This is a genomic window from Rhodococcus sp. BP-241 (genome assembly GCF_019836145.1).
GTDB lineage: Bacteria > Actinomycetota > Actinomycetes > Mycobacteriales > Mycobacteriaceae > Rhodococcoides.
The window spans coordinates 92400-113767 of the sequence record NZ_JABUEI010000010.1 but is presented as its reverse complement, the minus strand read 5'-3'; the positions used below and the strand labels follow the sequence as shown (position 1 = coordinate 113767).

At 68.3% G+C, this 21368-nt stretch carries 24 protein-coding genes and 1 pseudogene; 11 read left to right on the top strand and 14 right to left on the bottom strand.

From position 1 onward, the window contains the following. Positions 1-146: 146 nt before the first annotated feature. Complete coding sequence (locus HQ308_RS18535; protein WP_222630003.1) at positions 147-566, bottom strand: Asp23/Gls24 family envelope stress response protein; 420 nt, start codon at positions 564-566, stop codon at positions 147-149. A 232-nt stretch (positions 567-798) separates the two neighbouring features. Between HQ308_RS18535 and HQ308_RS18530 the strand changes: the two genes are divergently transcribed. Together HQ308_RS18530 and HQ308_RS18525 are read left to right on the top strand one after the other, a co-directional pair. Continuing rightward, positions 799-1473 carry an RNA polymerase sigma factor gene (locus HQ308_RS18530; RefSeq protein ID WP_231476307.1) on the top strand — a complete coding sequence of 225 codons (675 nt, stop codon included), beginning with the start codon at positions 799-801 and terminating at the stop codon, positions 1471-1473. Next, positions 1464-1997, top strand: coding sequence for a hypothetical protein (locus HQ308_RS18525; protein WP_056448644.1), 534 nt, complete (start codon positions 1464-1466; stop codon positions 1995-1997). Before HQ308_RS18530 ends, HQ308_RS18525 begins: the two co-directional genes overlap by 10 nt. Here the strand turns inward: HQ308_RS18525 and HQ308_RS18520 are convergent. Beyond that, the gene (locus tag HQ308_RS18520) at positions 1981-2838 is read right to left on the bottom strand and encodes a cyclopropane mycolic acid synthase family methyltransferase (protein ID WP_222647464.1); all 858 of its coding nucleotides are present in this window, start codon (positions 2836-2838) and stop codon (positions 1981-1983) included. The genes HQ308_RS18525 and HQ308_RS18520 overlap by 17 nt on opposite strands. Positions 2839-3035: 197 nt before the next feature. On the opposite strand from HQ308_RS18520, the gene HQ308_RS18515 reads away from it, so the two are divergent. Then, positions 3036-3266, top strand: coding sequence for an acyl carrier protein (locus tag HQ308_RS18515; RefSeq protein WP_222629984.1), 231 nt, complete (start codon positions 3036-3038; stop codon positions 3264-3266). Between the two features lie 30 nt (positions 3267-3296). After that, the gene (locus tag HQ308_RS18510) at positions 3297-4508 is read left to right on the top strand and encodes an alcohol dehydrogenase catalytic domain-containing protein (protein WP_222647463.1); all 1212 of its coding nucleotides are present in this window, start codon (positions 3297-3299) and stop codon (positions 4506-4508) included. Between the two features lie 69 nt (positions 4509-4577). Here HQ308_RS18510 and HQ308_RS18505 read toward each other — a convergent pair whose 3' ends face one another. The 4 genes from HQ308_RS18505 to HQ308_RS18490 form a co-directional block, all read right to left on the bottom strand. Continuing rightward, the gene (locus tag HQ308_RS18505; protein ID WP_027505583.1) at positions 4578-4982 is read right to left on the bottom strand and encodes a four-helix bundle copper-binding protein; all 405 of its coding nucleotides are present in this window, start codon (positions 4980-4982) and stop codon (positions 4578-4580) included. Positions 4983-5062: 80 nt separating this feature from the next. Beyond that, positions 5063-5995, bottom strand: a complete 933-nt coding sequence (locus tag HQ308_RS18500) for a TIGR01777 family oxidoreductase (RefSeq protein ID WP_222638495.1) — start codon at positions 5993-5995, stop codon at positions 5063-5065. After that, positions 5992-6663, bottom strand: coding sequence for a TetR family transcriptional regulator (locus HQ308_RS18495; protein ID WP_222647462.1), 672 nt, complete (start codon positions 6661-6663; stop codon positions 5992-5994). The genes HQ308_RS18500 and HQ308_RS18495 overlap by 4 nt, the downstream gene beginning before the upstream one ends. Before the next feature lie 106 nt (positions 6664-6769). Beyond that, the gene (locus HQ308_RS18490; protein ID WP_197027779.1) at positions 6770-6925 is read right to left on the bottom strand and encodes a hypothetical protein; all 156 of its coding nucleotides are present in this window, start codon (positions 6923-6925) and stop codon (positions 6770-6772) included. Between the two features lie 123 nt (positions 6926-7048). Here HQ308_RS18490 and HQ308_RS18485 point away from each other — a divergent pair, with 123 nt between their 5' ends. The 5 genes from HQ308_RS18485 to HQ308_RS18465 are packed head-to-tail and all read left to right on the top strand — an operon-like array spanning position 7049 to position 10757. Further along, complete coding sequence (locus HQ308_RS18485; protein ID WP_056448660.1) at positions 7049-7276, top strand: hypothetical protein; 228 nt, start codon at positions 7049-7051, stop codon at positions 7274-7276. Continuing rightward, complete coding sequence (locus tag HQ308_RS18480; protein ID WP_222647461.1) at positions 7273-8193, top strand: ABC transporter ATP-binding protein; 921 nt, start codon at positions 7273-7275, stop codon at positions 8191-8193. Before HQ308_RS18485 ends, HQ308_RS18480 begins: the two co-directional genes overlap by 4 nt. Then, positions 8190-8975 carry an ABC transporter permease gene (locus tag HQ308_RS18475; RefSeq protein WP_027505580.1) on the top strand — a complete coding sequence of 262 codons (786 nt, stop codon included), beginning with the start codon at positions 8190-8192 and terminating at the stop codon, positions 8973-8975. The genes HQ308_RS18480 and HQ308_RS18475 overlap by 4 nt, the downstream gene beginning before the upstream one ends. 40 nt (positions 8976-9015) lie before the next feature. After that, positions 9016-10155 carry a sensor histidine kinase gene (locus HQ308_RS18470; RefSeq protein WP_222647460.1) on the top strand — a complete coding sequence of 380 codons (1140 nt, stop codon included), beginning with the start codon at positions 9016-9018 and terminating at the stop codon, positions 10153-10155. Next, on the top strand, positions 10152-10757 hold the full coding sequence (locus tag HQ308_RS18465) for a response regulator transcription factor (protein WP_027505579.1): 606 nt from the start codon (positions 10152-10154) through the stop codon (positions 10755-10757). The genes HQ308_RS18470 and HQ308_RS18465 overlap by 4 nt, the downstream gene beginning before the upstream one ends. A gap of 6 nt (positions 10758-10763) precedes the next feature. Here the strand turns inward: HQ308_RS18465 and HQ308_RS18460 are convergent, their stop codons facing one another. Further along, positions 10764-11126: a metalloregulator ArsR/SmtB family transcription factor gene (locus tag HQ308_RS18460; protein ID WP_027505578.1), complete on the bottom strand. Its 363-nt coding sequence runs from the start codon at positions 11124-11126 to the stop codon at positions 10764-10766. A 14-nt stretch (positions 11127-11140) separates the two neighbouring features. Continuing rightward, the gene (locus HQ308_RS18455) at positions 11141-12403 is read right to left on the bottom strand and encodes an MFS transporter (RefSeq protein WP_222647459.1); all 1263 of its coding nucleotides are present in this window, start codon (positions 12401-12403) and stop codon (positions 11141-11143) included. Between the two features lie 69 nt (positions 12404-12472). Here HQ308_RS18455 and HQ308_RS18450 point away from each other — a divergent pair, with 69 nt between their 5' ends. After that, entirely contained in the window at positions 12473-12676 is a 204-nt protein-coding gene (locus HQ308_RS18450; protein ID WP_027505576.1) for a zinc-ribbon domain-containing protein, read from the top strand. 1 nt (position 12677) lies between these two features. Here the strand turns inward: HQ308_RS18450 and HQ308_RS18445 are convergent, their stop codons facing one another. The 5 genes from HQ308_RS18445 to HQ308_RS18425 form a co-directional block, all read right to left on the bottom strand. Then, positions 12678-13862 carry a phytanoyl-CoA dioxygenase family protein gene (locus HQ308_RS18445; RefSeq protein WP_222647458.1) on the bottom strand — a complete coding sequence of 395 codons (1185 nt, stop codon included), beginning with the start codon at positions 13860-13862 and terminating at the stop codon, positions 12678-12680. Positions 13863-13979: 117 nt separating this feature from the next. Further along, positions 13980-14996: a LacI family DNA-binding transcriptional regulator gene (locus HQ308_RS18440; protein WP_027505574.1), complete on the bottom strand. Its 1017-nt coding sequence runs from the start codon at positions 14994-14996 to the stop codon at positions 13980-13982. A 78-nt stretch (positions 14997-15074) separates the two neighbouring features. Then, the gene (locus HQ308_RS18435) at positions 15075-18581 is read right to left on the bottom strand and encodes an AAA family ATPase (protein ID WP_222647457.1); all 3507 of its coding nucleotides are present in this window, start codon (positions 18579-18581) and stop codon (positions 15075-15077) included. A gap of 31 nt (positions 18582-18612) precedes the next feature. Next, positions 18613-19263: a dihydrofolate reductase family protein gene (locus HQ308_RS18430; RefSeq protein WP_222647456.1), complete on the bottom strand. Its 651-nt coding sequence runs from the start codon at positions 19261-19263 to the stop codon at positions 18613-18615. Between the two features lie 33 nt (positions 19264-19296). Further along, complete coding sequence (locus HQ308_RS18425) at positions 19297-19929, bottom strand: isochorismatase family protein (RefSeq protein WP_222629918.1); 633 nt, start codon at positions 19927-19929, stop codon at positions 19297-19299. Positions 19930-20083: 154 nt separating this feature from the next. Between HQ308_RS18425 and HQ308_RS18420 the strand changes: the two genes are divergently transcribed. After that, positions 20084-21052: a GlxA family transcriptional regulator gene (locus tag HQ308_RS18420; RefSeq protein WP_222647455.1), complete on the top strand. Its 969-nt coding sequence runs from the start codon at positions 20084-20086 to the stop codon at positions 21050-21052. 63 nt (positions 21053-21115) lie between these two features. On the opposite strand, the pseudogene HQ308_RS22745 reads toward HQ308_RS18420, so the two are convergent. Then, positions 21116-21358: pseudogene (locus HQ308_RS22745) on the bottom strand (hypothetical protein); the annotation flags it as partial. Positions 21359-21368 lie beyond the last annotated feature (10 nt).

The window sequence follows — 21368 nt, the reverse complement described above, 5'->3', positions numbered from 1 at the left end:
GCCCTCGAAGAGTCGGCTGGACAGGCTCCGACGGGCGCTCATGCGCGCACCTCGTCGGTGCATTTCTCGATCGTGGTCATCATGGTTCCCTTCTTCGACCGGCCCGCGGAGCGCGAGTCGGTGTGTGTGGTCGGACGAGACTGTGGTCAGGCGGCCGTGCGGTGGCCACCGACCTGCACGTCGTGCACGACGACGTCGACACGGCTGCAGGTGAGTCCGGTCAGTGCCGTCACCGCACTGGAGACGTTGCGGCGGACGTCCGCTGCGACGTCGGCGATGGATATTCCGTAGTCCGCCACCAGATCGAGCGAGACGACTGCGGTGCGGTCGTCCACCTCGACCGACACCCCCTGTGTGTGCCTCGCCCCGTCGACGCCCACTGCGGACCGGAGTACGTCCAGCGCACGAGAACCGGCCGGTTCCAGGGCGTGGAGGCCCGGTACCTCTCGTGCGGCGATGCCGGCGACGGTGGCGACCACGGCATCCGCGACGACTGTGCGGCCGCGATCTCTGCGGTCGGTTCGGTCGTCACTGTGGTCGACGGTCGATGCGACGGACGTCCTCACGGCGTTTCCTGTCGCAGTCTGCGGGGCGTTCACTTCAGGTCCTCTCTCTGGACTGTGACGGCTCGTCACAGTCATTGAGTCGGGTCCTCACCACGAAAACGCACGTCGGAAATCAAGTGATGCGCATCACATCGGTTTGCGCGTGATCCTGCGCGGGAACAGTCACGTCGGGGGAAGTAGTTGCTTCATCAATCTTCGGGGTGGGTCACTCCGACGGCGGTTCGGGGGAACAGTGCTCAGTCGTCCGTCGATCGCGCCCGATCCCGGCAGTCCCGACGTGGCCGGTGATGTCAGCCTCCCGTCCATCGCAGCACCGTCGGCGGACCGCGACACGTCCACTCGTCCGACGTTCGCCGCCGACCACCGCGAGCTCGGCGATCGCGCCCTCGCCGCCGCCGCGGGCATGGGCGACCGACGCGCGTTCGAGGAGATCGTGCGCCGACTCGGACCGGACATGCTGCGCTACGCAACCCACCTCCTGTCCGACCGAGGCGCTGCCGAGGACATCGTCCAGGACGCGTTGGTCGACGCCTGGCGCGGACTGCGCCACTTCCGTTCCGACTCGTCGCTGCGCACCTGGTTGTTCAGCGTCGTCTCCCACAAGGTGACGGATCATCGGCGGCGCCGCAGCATCGCGCCCGTCGAGGACTGGGTGTTCGAGAGGCCGAGCCAGGACCCGAGGGACGACCCGTCGCGCACCGTGTCCGACGCCGACTTCCTGTCCGCCTTGGACGATGCCCTCGCTGAGCTACCGTATCGCCAGCGGGCCTGCTGGTTGCTCCGTGAGGTCGAGGGCATGAAGCACACCGAGATCGGCACGGTCATGGCCCTCTCCCCCGGTGCCGTCCGCGGCCACCTCACGCGTGCACGCGCCACACTCGAGACACGATTGGAGACGTGGAGATGACGTCGGGTCAGCCTGATTCGACACCGCCGCAGACGGATTCGACGCTCCGTCGAGCCGCGAGCGTGCTGCGCGACGCGCCCGTCCACGGGTGGGTGGACATCAGCGCCGCCGCCCTCTCACGCGTGCGAGCCGTCGGGGTCCGGACGTGGCCCCTCGACGCCCGCTACCCCGACGAGGGCGTCGTCGAGGGCGTCGTCGAGGGAGTGGACGTCGACGCGGACACCCTTCGGGTCAGTGACGTCGTCGTACGTATCGCCGTCCGCAGCGCCGTCGCCGAGGTGGCGGGCACAGAGCCCGCCGACATCTCGCTCTACACCGAGGGTCACCGGTGCACGGGCGGTCTGGTGACGGTGATCGCCGCCTACGGCACGGATCTCCAGGAGGCCGGCGATCTCGTCGCGAGCCGGGCAGCTGCCGCTCTGACGGATGTCCTCGGACTTCCCTACAGCGCCGACGACATCGGCGTCGTGATCGCGGAGATCGACGCCCCCGACCAGGCGACGGCGTCTACTTCACCATCGTGAACTGGCGGACGTCGATCAGTTCACGCCGGAAGAAGTCGGCGCAGCCGGGCAGGTACCGCATGTAGGTCTGGTACATCGCCTCGCCGGCGATGGCGACGGCTTCGTCCTTCCTCTCCTCCAGCGCGGCCGACCACAGATCGAGCGTTCGAGCGTAGTGCTGTTGCAGCGATTGGACCTTCTCCACGCGGAAGCCGGCTCGCTCGCCCTTCTCGATCACCACCTGCGGGATCGGGAGCTCGCCGCCGGGAAAGATCTCGCGGCCGATGAAGTCGGCGAAGTCCATGTCCGCCCGCGTCACGCGCGACTTCTGCCGGAACATGTCGCGGCCGAGTTGCACGATGGTGTGCAGCATCATCCGGCCGTCCCCGGGCAGGATCGAGTAGGCGCGGGCGAAGAAGTCGTCGTAGCGGGGGGAGGTGAAGTGCTCGAAGGCGCCGATGCTGACGATGCGATCGACCGGCTCGTCGAACTCCTCCCACCCCTGCAGCCGCACCTCGGTGGTGCGTCCCGTGTCGAGCCCGTTCAGCATCGCCGACACGTGCTCGTACTGGTTCCTGCTCAGGGTCAGACCGACGACGTTCACGTCGTACTTCTCCACCGCTCGCCGAAGCGTCGCGCCCCACCCGCAGCCGACGTCGAGCAGACGCATGCCCGGACGGAGGTCGCACTTGGACAGCGACAGATCGATCTTCGCGAGCTGCGCTTCCTCGAGTGTCATGTCCTCGCGCTCGAAGTACGCACAGCTGTAGGTCTGCGTCGGATCGAGGAAGAGCCTGAAGAACTCGTCCGAGAGGTCGTAGTGAGCTTGGACGTCGTCGTAGAACGGCTGAAGATCGGACACTGAGTTCCTCCACGGGTCACCGGACAACCGAGCCCCACCCGACGGTGGTGCTGCGGCGCCCGTGTTCCCGCGATCGTCGCGTCGAAACACGCCGTCAGATCCTCGATCAGGGAGTTTCGGTCGGTCCGACCGCGGTACCCGTGCCCGACCGCGTCACCGAACACCGGAGGTGACCGAAACGGATGAAGGAGACGACGATGCCTGCAGGACAGACCGGATTCGACGACGTGACGTTCGACCTCGTGTCGGTGCAGTACCACGCCCTCAAGGCCGGACACGACTACGGACAGTACGTCCGCGATGCACGCAACGCGGGTCGCGACGACATCGCCGAGTTCTTCGAGAACGTCATGGCCGAGGACACGCAGCGCGCACACCGGTGCCACGAGTTCCTCGCCCAGCTGACGAGCTCGACCAGCGGCAGCTGACGCGCCGACACGCACGACGAGAGGACACGTATGAAGGCAGTGGTGTGGCACGGAACCGGCGACATCCGACTCGACGACGTCGACGATCCGGTCCTGCAGAATCCGACCGACGCGATCGTGCGCGTCACCGCGAGCGCGATCTGCGGCACCGATCTGCACATGGTGCGCGGAACGATGCCAGGAATGAAACCGGGCACCGTCCTGGGGCACGAAGCCGTCGGCGTGGTGGAAGAGCTGGGCTCGGCGGTCCGCGGCTTCTCCGTGGGAGACCGCGTAGTGGTCTGTTCCACGATGTCGTGCGGGTGGTGCTCCTACTGCCGGGCCGGCTACACCGCGCAGTGCGACAACGCGAACCCCGGCGGTCCGCTCGCGGGGACGAGCTTCTTCGGCGGTCCGGAGGCCACGGGCTCGATCGACGGTCTCCAGGCGGAGCGGGTGCGCGTCCCCTGGGCGCCGAACACGCTGGTGCCAATACCGGACGGAGTGAGCGACGATCAGGCCATCCTGGTCTCGGACATCTATCCGACGGCGTGGTTCGGTGCCGAACTCGCCAAGGTGCGTGACGGCGATACCGTGGTGGTGTTCGGCGCCGGCGTGGTGGGACAGTTCGCAGCGGCATCGGCGAAGCAACAGGGCGCGGGACGAGTGATGGTCGTCGACGGCATCGCCTCCCGACTCGAGGCGGCCCGGCGACAGAATGCCGAGACGATCGACTTCAACGCAGAGGATCCCGTCGAGGCCGTTCTCCATCTCACCGGAGGGATCGGCGCCGACCGGGTGATCGACGCCGTCGGTGTCGATGCGCAGACACCGTCGAGCGGTCCCGCCGCGGATGAGGCCGGACAGCAGCGCGAGACGTTCGCGAGCGAAGTGCAGCAAGCTGCACCGGATGCTGCGCCGAACGGCGACCTTTGGAGGCCGGGTGACGGTCCCAGCCAGGCGCTGCGGTGGGCCGTCCAGGCCGTGGCCAAGGCCGGCACCATCGGCATCCTCGGTGTGTATCCCCCCACCTTCGACGGCTTTCCCATCGGCACCGTCCTGAATCGCAACCTCACCGTGCAGGCCGGGAACTGCAACCACCGCCGCTACGTGCCGATGCTGCTCGACCGTGTCGCGAGCGGGTCGTTCGATCCGTTGAACTTCATCACGCAGACCGAGACACCGGTCACGGCCGTCGATGCCTACGAAAGTTTCGACCGTCGGGAGGAGGGCTGGCTCAAAACTGTTCTTGCAGTGAGCTGATCGACGGTGACTCGATCGACACCGCGTCCGCCGCACCCGCCGTACGTGCGAGTGCGGCGGACGCCGTCCTCACATCGGTGTGCCCGGCGCGGCCAGCAGGTCGCGGCACGCCCGCGCGCATCGCCGACATGCGTCCGCACACGCGGCGCAGTGCTCGTGCATCCCCGCATGCCGGGCGCACTCGTCGGCACAGTCGTCGCACGCGGACGCACAGGCGATCAGCGCGGCGCGTGCCGTCTCGGACCGGGCACCGCTCCGCGTGATGATCCGGGCGGTCGCGGCACACAGGTCGGCGCAGTCCTGATCGAGTCGAATGCACGACCTGAGTCGCGCGACGGAATCCTCGGCGAGGCAGGCGTCGGCACAGACGGTGCACGCCGTCGAACAGTCGAGACACGCCTCCACACAGGCCGCCACCAGTGCACGATCACCATCGAGGGGATGGGTGGCCAGTAGGTCCGTCACGGTCGTCATCGCTGCTCCTTCGTCGCACGGATCGCGTCGGTGTCGGCTACCCGCGGACCGTCGGCGGAAACGGCGCGTACGACGTCGCGTCAGCCCAGGGTGACCGGCAGCAGACCGCGGGACGTGTGGCGAGCGATCTGCTCCAACGCCGGACCGAGGCGCGGATACTCGAACTCGAAATCACTGCGCCGCAACACCTCGGGATCCACCCACCGACTCTTCAGGACCAGTTCCGGTTCGGTGCGGATGACAGCGGCGCCGGCGTGCAGCAACCATGCGGGGGTCGCGACACCTCGTGACCGTCCCAGGTGACGTCGGACCTCGCGCATCATGGTGGCGTTGTCCACGGCGAACGGTGTCGCGAGGTTCACCGGTCCCGCGATGTCCTCGCGCGCGTACAGATGGTCGATGGACCGGAGCACGTCCGCGACGTGGATCCAGCTGAACATCTGTGTGCCGTCACCCATCCGGCCGCCGAGTCCGAGCCGCGCCAGATCGATGAGGGGGTTGACGGCGCCGCCACCGGCACCCAGGACGATCGCCATGCGCAGAGCGATCTTGCGGACGCCGGTGGGCGCGTCGAACAGTTCGCGCTCCCACGCGCGGGCCACCTCGACGGAGAAACCCGTCCCCACGTCCCCGTCCCGCTCCGTCATCGGCCGGTCACGAGCATCGCGGTAGATGGTTCCGGTGCTGGCGTTGAACCACACGTCCGGAGCGCGGTCCACACGCGAGAGGGCCTGGCCCAGTGCGGCCGTCGTCTCCACCCGCGAGGAGAAGATGACGTCGGCGGTACTCTTGGTGTAGCGGCAGCTCACCGAACGGCCCGCCAGATTGATCACCATGTCGGCTCCGTCGAGGACACGGGTCAACCGGTCACGGTCCGACCACGACGCGTCGTTGACGGCGCCGCGGCCCACGGATCTCACGTCGATTCCCCGGTCCCGATACGCCCTCGCGAGGTACTGCCCGATGTATCCCGTCGCTCCACAGATCACGACGGTCCGTACGTCTCTCGTCATCGCCCGCTTCCCTTCTCGGATGTCATGGTGTCCACCAGCCCGACGATGTCGCCGAGCAGTCCTCGCGCGACCGGCAGTCGGGACAGGCTGATCGTCTTCGTGACGACGGGAACGAGACCGTCGACGAGCGCGCGGGTGCGGCGTTGGTCGTCGGATCCGTCCGTGACCCAGTGCAGGGTCACACCCAGGTACGCGACCCACAGCAACGTGGGGAGACGAGCCTCCAGCGATGCCGGTCCGCGCTGCTTGGACTTCTGCAGAGTCAGTCGCATGAGGTCCACGGCCATGTCTCGCGCGGCGGACGATTCGGGCGAGAAGGGACTGGAGGTCGACTGCAGGGGAAGCGCCGACTGGAGGAACGAGCCGCCGAAGCTTCGGTAAGGGTGCATCACGTCGAGACCGGCGTGCAGCACCGCCGAGAGGTTGTCCGCCAGCGAGGCGCCGTCACGGAGCAGGGGTATCGCGCGGGTCCGATGCTCGCGTTGGACGACGAGATACAGCTCGTGGACCAACTCGTCCTTGCCGGCGAAGTAGTAGTAGGCATTGCCCAGCGAGACGCCCGCCTCGGTCGCGATGCGCCGCATCGTGGTCGCCTGGAACCCGTCCTCTCGGAAGAGTCGAAGCGCCACCTCCACCAACCGCTCCCGCGTCGCCGTGTCTCGCACCATTGTCGGACTCCCGTCTTGAACGTGTTCAACAACGACCGTAGCGAAGTTGAACACGTTCAACAAGTGCCACCATGAACTCGCGACGAGAATCGAGGGGAGGGTGCGATCAGGAGATACGGCGACGGCGAACCGCCGTCACGACCGCGCTGACGACGAGGATCAGACCGAGAAACTGGAGTCCCGGTGAATCGTCGGCGCCGCCGAGAACGATCGCCGCCAGACCGAGCACCCCGAGCAGCGCGACGACGAACCATCCGTTCATGGTCGACACGCTACTCGGGCGTCCGGTTCATGACGTTTGTCATCGCTCGACCGTGACGGTGTCATCTCGACCGATGCATCCTGGCACTGCCGGTCCTGCCGCACGATCCGAAGAATTGTTCTCATGAAGCAACCAGACGAAGGAAACCTCTTCACCGACCTCATGGAGATCGGACCCGCGCCGACCCCAGCCCGCGAACTGGTGGTGGCCGTCATCTCGGTGGCCCTCATCGCGGTGCTGATCGCGATCGTCGGAGTCTCGGTGCCGACCGTGGCAGCGGCTGCCGTCGTCGCCGCGTTCCTCGCCGTCCGCGTCGCCGTCGGGCGTCGGCACTGGGGGCGAGCGTCATGACCGTCATCGAGGTATCGGGAATGACCCGCCGCTACGGCTCCGGCAAGACAGCGTACGACGCGGTCCGCAACCTCGACCTCGACATCGCGGAGGGCGAACTGTTCGGACTGCTCGGCACCAACGGCGCCGGCAAGACGTCGACTCTGGAAGTCGTCCAGGGTCTGTCGCGCCCCAGCGAGGGCACGGTCCGCATCCTGGGACTCGACCCCGTGGCGGATCGGAGAAGGGTCCGGCCCGCCCTGGGCATCATGCTGCAGAAGGGTGGACTACCGCAGGACCTGACCGCGGCCGAGAGCCTGCGGATGTGGGCCGGCACGTGCAGCGATCCACTGCCTGTCGACGACGTCCTGGCGCGCGTCGATCTCGAAGCCCGTGCGGACACCCGAGTGAAGTTTCTGTCGGGCGGCGAGCAGCGTCGTCTCGATCTCGCCTGCGCGATCATCAGCCGACCGCGAGTCCTGTTCCTGGACGAACCGACCACCGGACTCGATCCCGAGAGTCGGCGCAACACGTGGCAGCTCATTCAGGAGCTCAAGAACTCCGGGGTGACCATCATGCTCACCACGCACTATCTCGACGAGGCGGAATCGCTGTGCGATCGGTTGGCGATCATGCACCGCGGCAGCGTCGTTCGCAGCGGAACGGTCGACGACGTGGTCGCCGGTCACCCGGCGCGCATCGAGCTGAAGGACCCGCGGACCGCACTGCCGCAACTCCCGGGAGCCGACGTCGACCGGAAGGGCGACACGGTGTCGATCACGACGAACTCGGTACAGGAGACGCTGACCGAGCTGCTCGTGTGGGCCCGCGACAGCGGCGTCACCCTGCACGGTCTCGACGCGCGAGCCGCGTCCCTCGAGACCGTGTTCCTCTCCATCGCAGACACATTCGACGACCCCGAGGTGATCACGGCATGAGTACGATGACCGCACTGTCCCGAGCGGAATTCACGCTCCTCGGACGCAACCGCGTCCTTCTCTTCAACGCTCTGGTCATGCCCCTCGTCCTGCCGATCGTGCTTCTGGTCGTCGCGGGTCGAGACGGTGGGCTCACCGACGCCGGCGTGTCGGCCGCGCTGGAGATCTTCGCCCTGTTCCTGCTGGTGTTCCTGGTCTACTACAACCTCCTGTCGGTCTACGCGACGCGTCGAGACGAGTTGGTGCTCAAACGTCTCCGCACCGGGGAGAGCACGGACGCACAGATCCTTCTCGGACCCGCGGTACCGTCGTTCCTCCTGACCCTCCTCCTCGGAGTGATCGTCGGCGTGGTCGTGGTGGTCCTCGGCGGCGGCACTCCCGTCAACGTCCTGCTCATCGCGGCGGCACTGGTCGGTGGTGCGGCGCTCTTCGCCGCACTGGCCCTCATCACGTCCGCCTTCACCCGCAACGCGGAAGCAGCACAGATCACCAGCCTGCCCGTCATCCTGCTGGCGATGCTCGGATCGTCACTCCTGCGCGACGTGGTACCCGAGTCCCTCGCCGACGTGGTGGCTCTGACACCGATGGCCGCGGTCAGCGATCTCCTGAACCTCGGGTGGTTCGGCACCACCTCGGTGGGTGATGCCGCCGGTGGCGCCGACTCGGTGGGCTTCGCGTCGACGTTCGCGGAGGCTGGTCAGCCGGCTCTCGTCATGCTCGCCTGGATCGCGGGCAGCGTCCTGATCGCCCGGACCCACTTCCGCTGGGAACCGCGCTCCTGACGTCCCGCCACCGACCGTCCGATCTGCAAGGCTGGAGACCATGAGACTGCGCGATCATCTCGACCCGACACTCGGATGGCGGGGCAGCAGCGACGTCGAGAAGGTCCGCACCTACACCCGGCAGTCCTTCCAGTTCATCGTCGTCGCGGTCGCGGTGGCCTCGATGGCGGCCTCGGCGCAGGCGGGTGACGCGATCTCCACCGCCGCCGCGCTGGTGTGCGTGGTGTCTGCACTCGTTGTCCTACACCGTATTCCCGCACTCGGTGGCGCTTCGAGTGCGGACGTCCGGGCACCGTTGTGCGTACAGATCGCAGCGGCCGCCGTGCTCGTCGTGGTGGGCGCCGCACCGAACCTCCTGTGGGTGGCCATCCTGGTGACGACACCGATCGCGGCACTGGTGGACCTGCGCTGGTCTCTCGGCGCCGCGGTGGTCGCCCCGGTGGTCGCCGCCGCATCGGGCTCGACCGCCCTCGAGATCACACTCCTGGCCTTCTGCATCGTCGCCATGGCCACCACGGTGCGCCTGTCGATGTGGTTGCTGCGCATCGTCACCGAGCTGGCCACCACCCGCGACGCCGCCGCCGCCCTGTCGGTCGCCGAGGAACGACTGCGCTTCTCCCGGGACCTGCACGACGTCGTCGGTCGCGCGCTGTCCGCCATCGCGGTCAAGAGCGAGCTCGCCGCCGCGCTGGCTCGGCGAGGAGACGACCGAGCTGCCGCGCAGATGGACGAGGTACGTGTACTCGCCCGGGAGTCGATGACCGACGCTCGGGAGCTGGTGCGCGGCTACCGTTCCGTCGACGTCGCGGCGGAACTCCGCGGCGCCCAGTCCCTGTTGTCCGCCGCCGGTATCCGGACCGAGCTGACGGGGACGGTCGCCGACATCCCCGGCGCAGTAGCCGAACAGGCCGCGTGGGTGGTGCGGGAAGGCGTCACGAACATCCTGCGCCACTCGCGTGCCACCTACTGCCGTATCGAGTTCGGTGACGACCGGCTCCGCATCGTCAACGACCGGCCGACGTCGCCGGAACGTGCGGGCGACGGCACCGGTCTCGCCGGTCTCCGTGAGCGTCTGGCTGCGGTCGGAGGTTCCCTCACCGTCGAGGCCGGAGCCGACACCTTCACCCTCGCTGTCGAATTCGCACCGACGACGACATCCCCCACGAAGGGCACACCATGATTCGGGTACTGCTGGCAGACGACGAGAACCTCATCCGGGTGGCCCTGGGCACGATGCTCGATCTGGAGGACGACATCGAGGTCGTGGGACATGCGGACTCGGGCGAGGCGGCGGTGACCGAGGCCGCGCGGACCACCCCCGACGTCGCGGTGCTCGACCTGCAGCTCGGCGGGATCGACGGTATCGAGACGGCCCAACGCATCGCCGCGCTGCTTCCCGACTGCCGGTCGATCATCGTCACCAGCCACGGCCGGCCCGGATACCTCAAGAAGGCGCTCTCTGCCGGCGTCGGCGGATTCCTCCCGAAGACCACGTCCGCGGCGACCCTCGCCGAGGTGGTGCGCACGGTGGTGAGCGGCGGACGCTACGTCGATCCGAGCCTGGCGGCCGAGGCCATCGGCGCGGGCGATTCGCCGCTGACACCGCGCGAGTCGGACGTGCTCGAATTCGCCGCGGACGGAGCCACGATCGCCGAGATCGCCCAGCGCGCACATCTCTCACCGGGAACGGCACGCAACTATCTCTCGGCCGCCGCGGCCAAACTGGGCGCCGCCAATCGCCACGAGGCATGCGCGATCGCCCGGCGCCACGGGTGGATCTAGACCCGATCAGTGATGCGGAGGCTCGCCGGTCACGGTGTGGTCGGCGAAGTTGAGACCCTCTCGCACCAGCCGGGCCAGGTGGCCGTCGGCGAGTCGGTAGATGACGTTGCGGCCGCTGCGTTCGGTCTCGACCATGCCGACGAAGCGCAGCTTCGCCAGATGCTGACTCACCGCGGTGCGGGACGCGCCGGTCTCCTCCGTGAGTGCCGTGACGTCGGCTGGGCCGTGGCTCAGCGTCCAGAGCAGGTGCAGCCGAGTGGGATCGGACAGCATGCGGAACGTGTCGCCGGCGGCCTCGAGACGCGCGCGGTCCGGGCGGTCGGCATGGTCGAGACTCGCGTGAGCCCGCTTCTCGTCCGATGCCGTCATATCGCCGCTTCCGTCTACTCGGTCGGTGGCGCGCCCACCGTCGATGCCGGAGTCCAGAGCCGACCGGCACCCAGCGCGGCAAGTGTAGCGAGGACGGCGATGATCGACGCGGCGACGACCTGACTCACCTCGGCGCCCACCCAGCCCGCCACCGGATAGGTGAGCAGGAAGCACGCATGAGACAGCGAGAACTGCGCCGTGAAGAGCTCGTCCCGGTCACCGTCGTCGGATTCTCGGGTGATCACGCGAGCAGACGGGGTGGAGATCATCGACGTTCCAGCGCCCACCACGGCCCAGACGACGGCGAGTGACGCCCAGCCCGCGGCACCACTCGGACGGAGGGCGGCGAGCGCGACAGCACCCGTCGTCCCGAGAGAGACGACCACACCACCGGCGAGCATCAGCCGACGGTCGTCGACGAATGTGAGAATGCGGGGAACTGCGAACGCCACCATCATCGACCCGCCGCCGAAGACGCCGAGAGCCACGGCCAGGGCGCTGGCCGGCCCACCCACGATGTCGCGCACGTAGACGACGCTGTTGACGATCACCAACGCCGTTCCGGCCGCGACGACGAGGTTCAGTGCGAGCAGCCCCCGGAGCGCCGGACGAGTGCCGAAGCGGCGCACTCCGGCCACGAGTCGGTCACCGAACGACCGAGACCCGTCCGGAGCGGACCGGGGCTCTCTATCCGGAATTCGGGTGTTCACCACGAGGACGGCCGACAGCGCGAAACCTACTGCTGTGCCGACGAACAGCGAGTGGTACGACACGACGGTGAGCAGCGCCGCGGCGAGCATCGGACTCACCAGCGACTCGAGGTCGTAGGCGAGCCGGGACAGCGAGAGCGCGCGGGTGTACTGATCGTCGCGGGAGATCACCGCGGGAACGACGGCCTGGAAGGTCGGCGTGAAGGTGGCCGAGGCCGCCTGCAGGACGAACACGAGCACGTACACCTGCCACACCTGCGTCACGAACGGCAGCAGTACCGCGATCACGATCCGTACGACGTCCGCGGACACCAGCACGGTCGTGCGTGGCAGACGGCCGGTGAGCACGGACATGACCGGAGCCACCCCGACGTAGGCGACCATCTTGACGGCCAGCGCCGTACCGAGGACAGCGCCGGCGGAACTACCGGCGATGTCGTAGGCAAGAAGTCCCAGCGCCACGGTGAGCAGACCGGTGCCGACCAGTGCCACCACCTGTGCGGTGAAGAGCCTGCGAAACGCCGGGACCGCGAGAACGGACTCGGATCGAACCTGCAGAACACCCATGCCGACGACCATACCCATGTGTGCGCACGTGCGCACACATGGGTGTTCGGTGGCCTCTAGTCTGGCCCGATGTTCTTCCTCTTCGGATACGGCACGAAACGGTCCTCGCTCGGCGCCGGCAGCACCCGGACGTGCCCCCGCTGCCACAACACCACCCAGTGGGAGCGGATGCGGCAGTACACGCAGCTCAGCGTCTTCTTCATCCCCGTCGCACGCTGGAAGCGGCGCGTGCTCGAGGTGTGCGGAATCTGCGGGACCGCGACCGAGGTGTGAGTCACGCCCGGTGGCGGGCGAACAGATCCGCCGCGGCGGCGTCGAACTCGGCGGCGTCGAGCCCGCTCGCCAGCGCGCGCCGCACCAGTTCGGCGTGCGTCTCCCCCGCCAGACCGCTGATCGGCTGGTCGAGGTCGAGGTTCGACGGGAACGCGTAGCCCTCGGCCGACGCCGCGATCACGTTGGCGACGTCCCGCTCACGACCCTGCGCCGCCCAGTCCACCAGCGTCGGATACAGGGCGGACACGATCGCCTGCCGGTCGACACTGTCGAGCGCGCGGCCGAACGGCGAGGAGATCTGCAGCAGGTTCGCCATCCTGAAGATGTCGGTCGACGTGTTGTGCCCTGCCGCGTGGAACAGCGCCGGATTGAAGAACACGGCGTCGCCCTCCCGAAGCGGAAGCTGAACGTGGTTGTCGGCGAAGTACTCCCGGAACTCGGGGAGGTTGAAGGCGATGTAGCCGGCCTCGAACTTCTGTGAGTGCGGCAGATACATCGTCGGGCCGCTCTCGATCGGCATGTCGCAGTGCGCCACCGCTCCCTGCAGTGTCAGCGCCGGTGACAGGCGGTGGATGTGCGCCCGGAACGCCGCGGCCGTGTCGGTCGACATGAACCCCAGGTGGTAGTCACGATGCGGATTCTGGGCGGCGCCACCGGGATTGACGACGTTGATGGCGGACGTGACCTGATACATCGGCCCGAGCCACGCCTCCGCCACCAGCGCCAGGAGATCGTTGGCGTAGTACCGAGCGAACTGCTCGGGCTCGGCGACCGCCAACTTCTGCAGGGCCGACCAGATGCGATCGTTCGCTCCCGGCTTCGCGAAGTGGTCACCGTTGCTCACACCGCTCTCGTGCTGGCCACGAATGACGTCCCGGTACGTGCGGGTGGTCTCCGCGACCGCGTGGTCGGCCGTGAAGGCACCGCGGAACACCACGATGCCGGGGCCGTTCAGGAGTGCATTCGCCAGTTCGTCCTGGATGTCGGCACGCACCTGGTCGTCGGTCGCCCGCCGCGCGAGCTCCGGTCCGTCGTACACGAGCACGTTCTGCACCACGTCGGACGCGTGGGGGTGGTCGGCGAGCTGGGTGCTCTCGGACACCAGTGCCCGGAACTCCTCGATGTCGCAGTCGGCCGCGCGGAGGCGATCCGCGCGGTGCGAGTGGCTGCTGATGTTGCTGGTCATACCTGCTCCTCGGTCCCGATGGCCGTTGTCGTCATGGTCGAGCCTGCCGGGCGCGGACACCTCGAGACAAGGCTTCGAACCCTCAGTTTCCCCTCGAGACTGGACCCGCCCGAGCGGTCAGGGCATGTTGAACGGGGTGACGATGCGGATGGGTGACGAGGATCCGCGGACCGCGGTCGAGGCATCGCGCGCGTGCAGCACCATCCGACACGCACGCTGAGCGTCCGCGCGCATGTCGTGCTCGAGCACCGCGCTGATCTGTCGGCGATACAGCAGGTCCCGGTTGTCCGCATCGAGGTCGTGCGCGACGAACACCCGGCAGGGTCGATCCAGCGTCCGGAAGGCCCGCACGATGGCCGAGTTCCCGCCGCCACACGAGTAGACGGCGGAGATGGTGGGGTGACGATCGAGGGCGTCGAGAACCAGCGACTCCACGCGATCGTCGAGCCCGTCGTTCTCCGCGATCTCGACGACCGTCCGCACAGGTCCGGGTAGTCGTCGCAGCGCGGTGCGAAAGCCCATCTCCCGCTCCTCCTCGCCGTGGAACGCGTTGCTGCTCAGCGTGATCAGGACGTCACCCGGGTGATCGGCCATCATCGTGGTGATCAGATAGGCGGCCGTCTCCCCCGCTGCACGATTGTCCATTCCCACGTACCCGGACCGTCGACTCCCTGGAATGTCGGTCACGTAGGTCACCACGGGAATCCCGGCGGCCACGAGGCGATCGACCGCGGCGGCGACGTCCGGCACGGCAGGCGCCTTCAGAATGACGCCCTGAGATCCGCTGCCCGACAGCCTGTTCAGCCGCGCGACCACCGCCTCGGCGGTGGCGCTCTCCTGCAGATGAAACCGTGCGCGCACCGTGGCGGGTTCGAGACTCGGCAGTTCGGCCTCGACCGCACGCTTGAAGGTCTTCGAGAAACGGTCGGGCGCAGACATGACGACGTCGAGCATGTACTTGCGTCCACTGAACCGCAGTTGTTCTCGTTGGCCGTCGAGATCGGCGATCGCCCGCGCCACCATCTCCCGTGTCGACGGGCGGACACCGGGGCGATCGTTGAGCACACGGTCGACCGTGGCCTCGCTCAACTCCGCTTGTTGCGCGATCTCTCTGACCCGGTAACGATGCGCCACTGCTGCTCCTGAGGTGACGACGGCACTGCGCCGCGCGACTGCCCGATCAGCGACACGCTATCAAGTCCGACGTGGTCCTCAGGGCTGTCGGGGCCGTCGATCGGGAGTGCCCGGGCCGAGCGGAATCTCCTCGAAACGGTCGAGCAACGCCGCCGCCTCGCACTCTCGCGCCGTCGACCGGGCCGCACGAACGTCGACCGCGTCGACGGGCTCGCCGCGGGACACCGCGATGCGCGCGGCGAGGAGCACACTCTCGGCCTCCCACATCCGATAGCCGCGAGCGGCGTGCGCGGCGCGGGCACGCCGGACGTGAGCGTGCGCGTCGTCCCACCGTCCGAGTGCCGCGCAGAGGTCGGCGAGATGGTGGTGAACGACTCCGAGGACACCGGGAGTCAGCAGGACGGTGTGATCGGCGAAGGGAGCCAGCAGTGCGAGCGCGTCCTCGCACACGGCGGTGGATGCCGTCGCCGCGGCCGCGCGCGCCGCCAGGACGACGGTGATGAGCCACAAGGTGTCGACGGAGAGCGCCGCCAGTCTGCCGTTCTCGAACCACTGCACGAGGGATCGGGCGCCGTCCGTGTCGCCGCTGTCCACGGCGGACAACGCGAAGGCTGCTCGATAGGCGGGGAGAGCCTCGAAGAGTGGCTCCATGTCCCGCTTCATCGCCGCGAACTCGCCGAGCCCGTCTCGGAACATCCCGAGCAGGAAGACGGCATTCATCTCCCGGCCCCACGTGTGCCGCCCCATCGGCGCCGGCGGCGGACGTCGAACGTCGTCCTCGAGAACCTTTGCGGCACGGCGCAACTCACCCGTCGCGACGAGAAGTCCGACCCGCATGCACTGCACCGTCCAGAGGGCCTCCACGTCCAGCGCGAGCCGCGTGGCCGACACGGCGTCGAGAGCCGCGCCGGCCTCGCGCGGCTCGCCGGACTCGATGTGCGCCCGCGCCATGGTGACGGCGAGCGACGGATCGAGGTGCCCCGGTCCGAGGTCCATCAGTCGCACCAGCTCGGCGAGCGCCTCGGCCCGCTGCTGCCGGAAGCGAGGCAGCCGCAGGCCGGTGAGAACGGCGCGCGGAGCGTGGGCGAGGGCGTCGTCGTCTCCTGCACCGCGCGCCATGTCGGCCGCGCGCGCGAGGTCTGCAGCACGACCCGACCATCCGGTCGAGGTCCATGCCAGTTCCTCCACCATCTGGGTCAGGAGCTCGGAGGCAGCGCCGGAAGCACCGCGACCCGCCCTCTCGAGAGCATCGAGCCCTGTCCGCAGGTGCTCCGTCCGCCTCGGGTCGGGTTCGTAGAGCTGGAACAGGGCGATGCCGTCGATGACGTCCGCGGTGAGCGCGTCCAGCAGCAGATCGAGATCACCCAGTCGACGGGCCATCTCGGCGGCGTCCAGCAGGGTCGCGCCGTAGCCGCGGTCCAGTGCACGCCGCTGCGAACGCCCCTGCCGGATGAACAGTTCGCATCGCGCGCGGGTGTCGCCCCCGGGAACGCTGCGCTCAGACGCCCTCTGAAAGAACTCGGCGGCGTCCTCGTACGCCGCGACGGCGTAGGACCTCTCGCCCGCACGACGTAGATACTCCGCTGCCGCCGACCGGTCGGCGTCGAGCGCGCGTTCGAGGTGACCTGCGGTCCTGGCGAGCTCGTCGACGGTGGACGTGGCCCCCGAGCCGATGAGTGCGGCCGCGACGGCAGAATGCGCCGCTGCGCGATCGGCCCCGGACAGCGTGGCGTCGACGACGTCGACGATCAGCGCGTGGCGTAGGTGCAGGACGTCCTGCGCTCGTTCCTCGATCACCAGACCGGCGGCGGCCAGTTCGTCGAGCGCCCGAGCGAAGGAACGGTCGTCGAGGGTGGCGAGCGCGGTGCGCACGACGACGCGCGTGGCGCTGACTCCCGCGACGGCACACAGCGTCACGATCTCCCGCGCGGTCGGAGTCAGGCGGTGAAGGACCCACAGCACGGCGTCCGCCAGGGACGCCGGTGACGGTCCGTCCGGCTCGCGCCGATGCGCGTCGAACACGGCCTCGAGGAAGATCGGTGATCCGGATGTCCAGCCGTGCAACCAGATAGGGTCCAAGGTGCTGCCGCACAGGCGCGTCCAGTCCTGCACGTCCTCGACTGTGAGGGCCGGGATCGACACCGTGTGCACCGAGGACGGCGGCAGGGCCGACCGCAGGTCCGCCGCAGGACCGTCGAGCTGCGCTCCGCGCATCGTCACGACCACACAGAGGCGATGGCGCCCCGCCGCGTGTACGAGGAATCGCAGCACGGAGAGCGTGGCCTGCGACGCCCACTGCAGATCGTCGATCGCGAACACCGTCACCCGACGACGGGTGGGACCGGTCAACCACCGTTCCATCGCCGACGAGAGCATCGCGCGATGATCCGCGTCGGGTCCCTCGGCCGACCACCGATCCGTGTCGACCCACCCGGTCGTCAGCATCTCGCGGACGGCGGAGGCGGCGGGAGCATCGTCGTTCCGGTCGTTCTCGCGCCCGAGTGCGTCGATGAACGGTTCGAACGGGACGACCGTGTCCATGCTGCACCGCCCGTAGAGCACGTCGGCGCCGGCGGAGTCGGCACGGTTCAGCGCCGCGGTCACCACCGTCGACTTGCCGACGCCGGCATCGCCGGAGACGACGACGAGCTGACCGGCCCCACCCGCGGCCGCCTCGACGGCCGACGCGATGACGTCGAGTTCCCTGGTACGTCCCACGAGCAAGGGCGAATCGCTCGGAGGAGTGGCCCCGACGCGGTCCACCTCCGCTCGTCGAGCCGGGACGACGACCATCTGCGACGACGACGGTGTCGTCACCTCGATCGCGTCGGGATCTCGGAGCAACTCGACGAACACTCGCTGCGTCTCCGCGGACATCTCCACGCCCAGTTCGGTGGCCAGCACGGTGCGGCACCGCTCGGCGACACCGAGGGCGCGAGCGCGGTTTCCCAGGGCGTCGTGCGCACGCATGGCGACCCGGTAGGCGGCCTCGCAGAAAGGGTCCGAGTCGAGCAGCTCCTGCGCTCGGGCCAGCGCGTGCTCGTGGCGACCGAGTTCGAGCGAGGCGGCGGCGTCCACCTCCAGTGCACGAAGACGGATGCGGCCGAACACGGTGCGAACCTCGTCGGCCCAGGTTCCGTGCAGGCCGTCCAGAGGTGGAGCGTCGAGCAGGCCGAGCAACTCACCGGCGCGATCGGCACGCGCATCCGCCGAGTGGTGATCGGGATCCAGGTGCCGACGCGCCAGGTCCAGATCCACGATCACCGCGGGGCCGAGCGTCAGTGTCACCGCTCCTGATCGACTGGACACGGTGGTGCCCGCCAGCGCTGCACTCGTCGCCAGCAGCTCGCGGACCTTGGACAGGACGCTCCGAACGGCCGACGACCAGGTGGTGGGTCGATCGGTCGACCAGATCACCGAGGCGAGCTCGCCGTACACCACACCGCGTCCGTGATTCATCGCCAGATACGAGAACACCGTCGCACACCGAGGTCCGCCGAAGGCCCGGACGTCGACGACGCCCGCGTCGCTCTCCACCCGCGGCGATCCGATGAGCCGGATCACGGCACGAGAAGGAAGCGACACAGTTGTAAGTTATCCCGGGTCGGCGGGAACCCTACGTCTGATGGCGCCTCCAGAACAGATGGTGCACGACACCGCTCGCGCTGGGAACGACCTCGTGCTCGAAGCGATCGTTCAGATCGTCCGGGGACTCCCACAGCGCCAGGCCCGGTCCGAGATCGACGGGTGCGACCGCGACGTGCAGCGTGTCGAGGAGGTCGGCGTCGAGGAACTCCCGGACCGTGGTGACACCGCCACCGATCCGGACGTCTCGACCGTTCGCCGCAGCCTTCGCCTGCGTCAGGACATCGGACGGGCCGGCATCGACGAAATGGAACGTGGTGTCGGACAGGGTGAGGGACGGCCGCACATGATGCGTCATCACGAAGACCGGCGTGTGGAACGGCGGCTCGTCACCCCACCATCCCTGCCATTCGTGATCGGTCCACGGTCCGCGTTGTGGGCCGAACTTGTTGCGCCCCATGATCTCGGCACCGATGTTGTTGGCGAAGTCCCGAGCGAAGTAGTCGTCGAGGCCGCGCGTACCGCCGGATCCGGAGCGTCCCGGCATGCTCGCGGTGCCGAGATACCACGACATGAGCTCACGATGGTCCAGGCCGAACGGGTTCTCGAGGCTCTGCTCGACGCCGGCGGCCACCCCGTCGCGGGACACGGTGAAGTTCTGCACTCTCGACAACTGCGTCATGTCTGCTCCCGACTCGAGGAAGGTGGTCGGTGATCAGACTCGCACGGCGTCACGGCCGGTCATCGCGGACTCGACGAGATTGCTCTTGTCGAGCGGCGTCTCTGCGCGCACCGCGTCGGACCACGCGGTCGTCGTGGCCACCGCCGCGAAGTTCGAGTGCAGCAGCGTCATGAGCGTCGTGTGCACGACCTTCGCGGACGCGGTTCCCGCCGCGTTGGAGAGGTCGATCGCACCGGACGCGTCCGACAGGATCTCTGCCGCGAAGCCGAGACCTTCGGCCTCGACGGCAGTCGCGAGGTCACAGTTGTTTGTCATGAAGCCGACGATCGTGATCGTGTCGACGTCTCGGGCCCGAAGCTGCTCGGCCACGTCCGTTCCCGCGAAGACGCTGCCGTACTGCTTCTGCACGCGTGTGACGCCCGCAGGCAGCGCCGACTCGATGTCCTGGTGCAGGGCGTAGCCGTCGGTGCCCGGGGCGAAAACCGGTGCGCCCTCGGGCATGCTGTGTTGTACCGCGAGGACGGGAATTCCTGCGTCGACGGCCGTCTCGATGGCCGACACGATGTTGGCGAGCGACTCGGCGCGAGGCGGGTAGGCGATCTCGAGGGGCCCCGAGAAGTACTCCTGCTGCACATCGACGACGATCAGTGCCCGGCGTGGTGTCATGTCTTCTCTTTCCTGACGGTGTGTGACGTGGTCTGCCCGGCCGGGCCGACCCACCACCTCAGTGTTCTCCCGCCTTCGGTCGCAGAACAGTGGCACGTATGCACGCTTACGATGAATTCGAGCCAACTCGAGTTCTGTATCGGAGGAGTCACCCGTGCGTATCGCGATCTACGCGTTCGACGACGTCACCATGTTCCACCTCGCCGCCCCGCTCATGGTGTTCGGCGAGGTGCAGCGGCTGGGTCTGGCATCCGACTGGGAAACGACGCTGTGGTCGGACTCGCCCGGCAGCATCAGGACCTCCGAGGGATACGTGCTCGGTGACGTGGTGGGTCCAGATGTCACCACCACGGCCGACATCGTGATCGTGCCGTCCTGGCACACGTCGCTCCCGCGTCTCGGCGACACCGTCGGACACGCTGTCCGCGAGGCACACTCGCGCGGCGCCGTGATCGTCGGCCTGTGTCTGGGCGCCTTCGCCGTGGCCGATGCGGGCCTCCTGGAAGGACGCTCCGTCGTGACGCACTGGGCTGCACTCGCCGACCTCGCGGAGCGCAGCGACGGCAGCACCGTGGACCCGTCCGTTCTCTACATCGATCACGGCGACGTCGTCACCTCGGCAGGAACCGTCTCCTCGATCGACGCGTGTCTGCACCTCGTGCGGAAACATCTGGGCACCGCCGCCGCCACTCGGGTCGCGCGGCAGCTGGTGATCGCACCGCATCGCGAGGGTGGGCAGGCGCAGTACATCGAACGGCCTCTCGGCGAACCTGCCGCCGACACGACCATCGCCGATGTCCAGGAGTGGATCCTCGGCCATCTCGACGAGGAGTTGTCGATCGACCGCCTGGCCGATCACGCGCGCATGAGCCGCCGCAGCTTCGTTCGTCACTTCGCGCGCTCGACGGGCGCGACGCCCGCGCGGTGGGTTCTCGAACGTCGGCTCGACGAGAGCCGGCGGCTGCTCGAGACGACGGACTGGTCCATCGACGCCGTGGCGTCCGCGTGCGGATTCGGTAGCCCGGTGACGTTTCGTCAACGTTTCGCCGCCTCTTTCTCGACCACGCCGTCGGAGTACCGCCGCCACTTCACCTCACGCGATCGGACGCAACTCCCGGCCTGACCGGAAGGTCCGATCGGGCCGGAAGGATGGTGGACTGCGCCGACCTCGAGGGGGTGGTGGCGGTCATCTGCTGGTGGCTGCGCCACACCCCGACCGCGGTGACTCGCAGCAGACGTCGCCCCTCCATGCATTTCTGCCCTCACGCACCGCAAGAACCGAGATGACACGAGCAGCAACGGGATCGGCCCACGACCATCCGAGAGTCGCATGCAGCGCCAGCCCGATGAGGACGACGGCCGACAGGTACGTGCACAGAAGGGTCTGCTTCGAATCGGCCACCGCCGTGGCAGAACCGAGTTCGCGACCGTTTATTCTG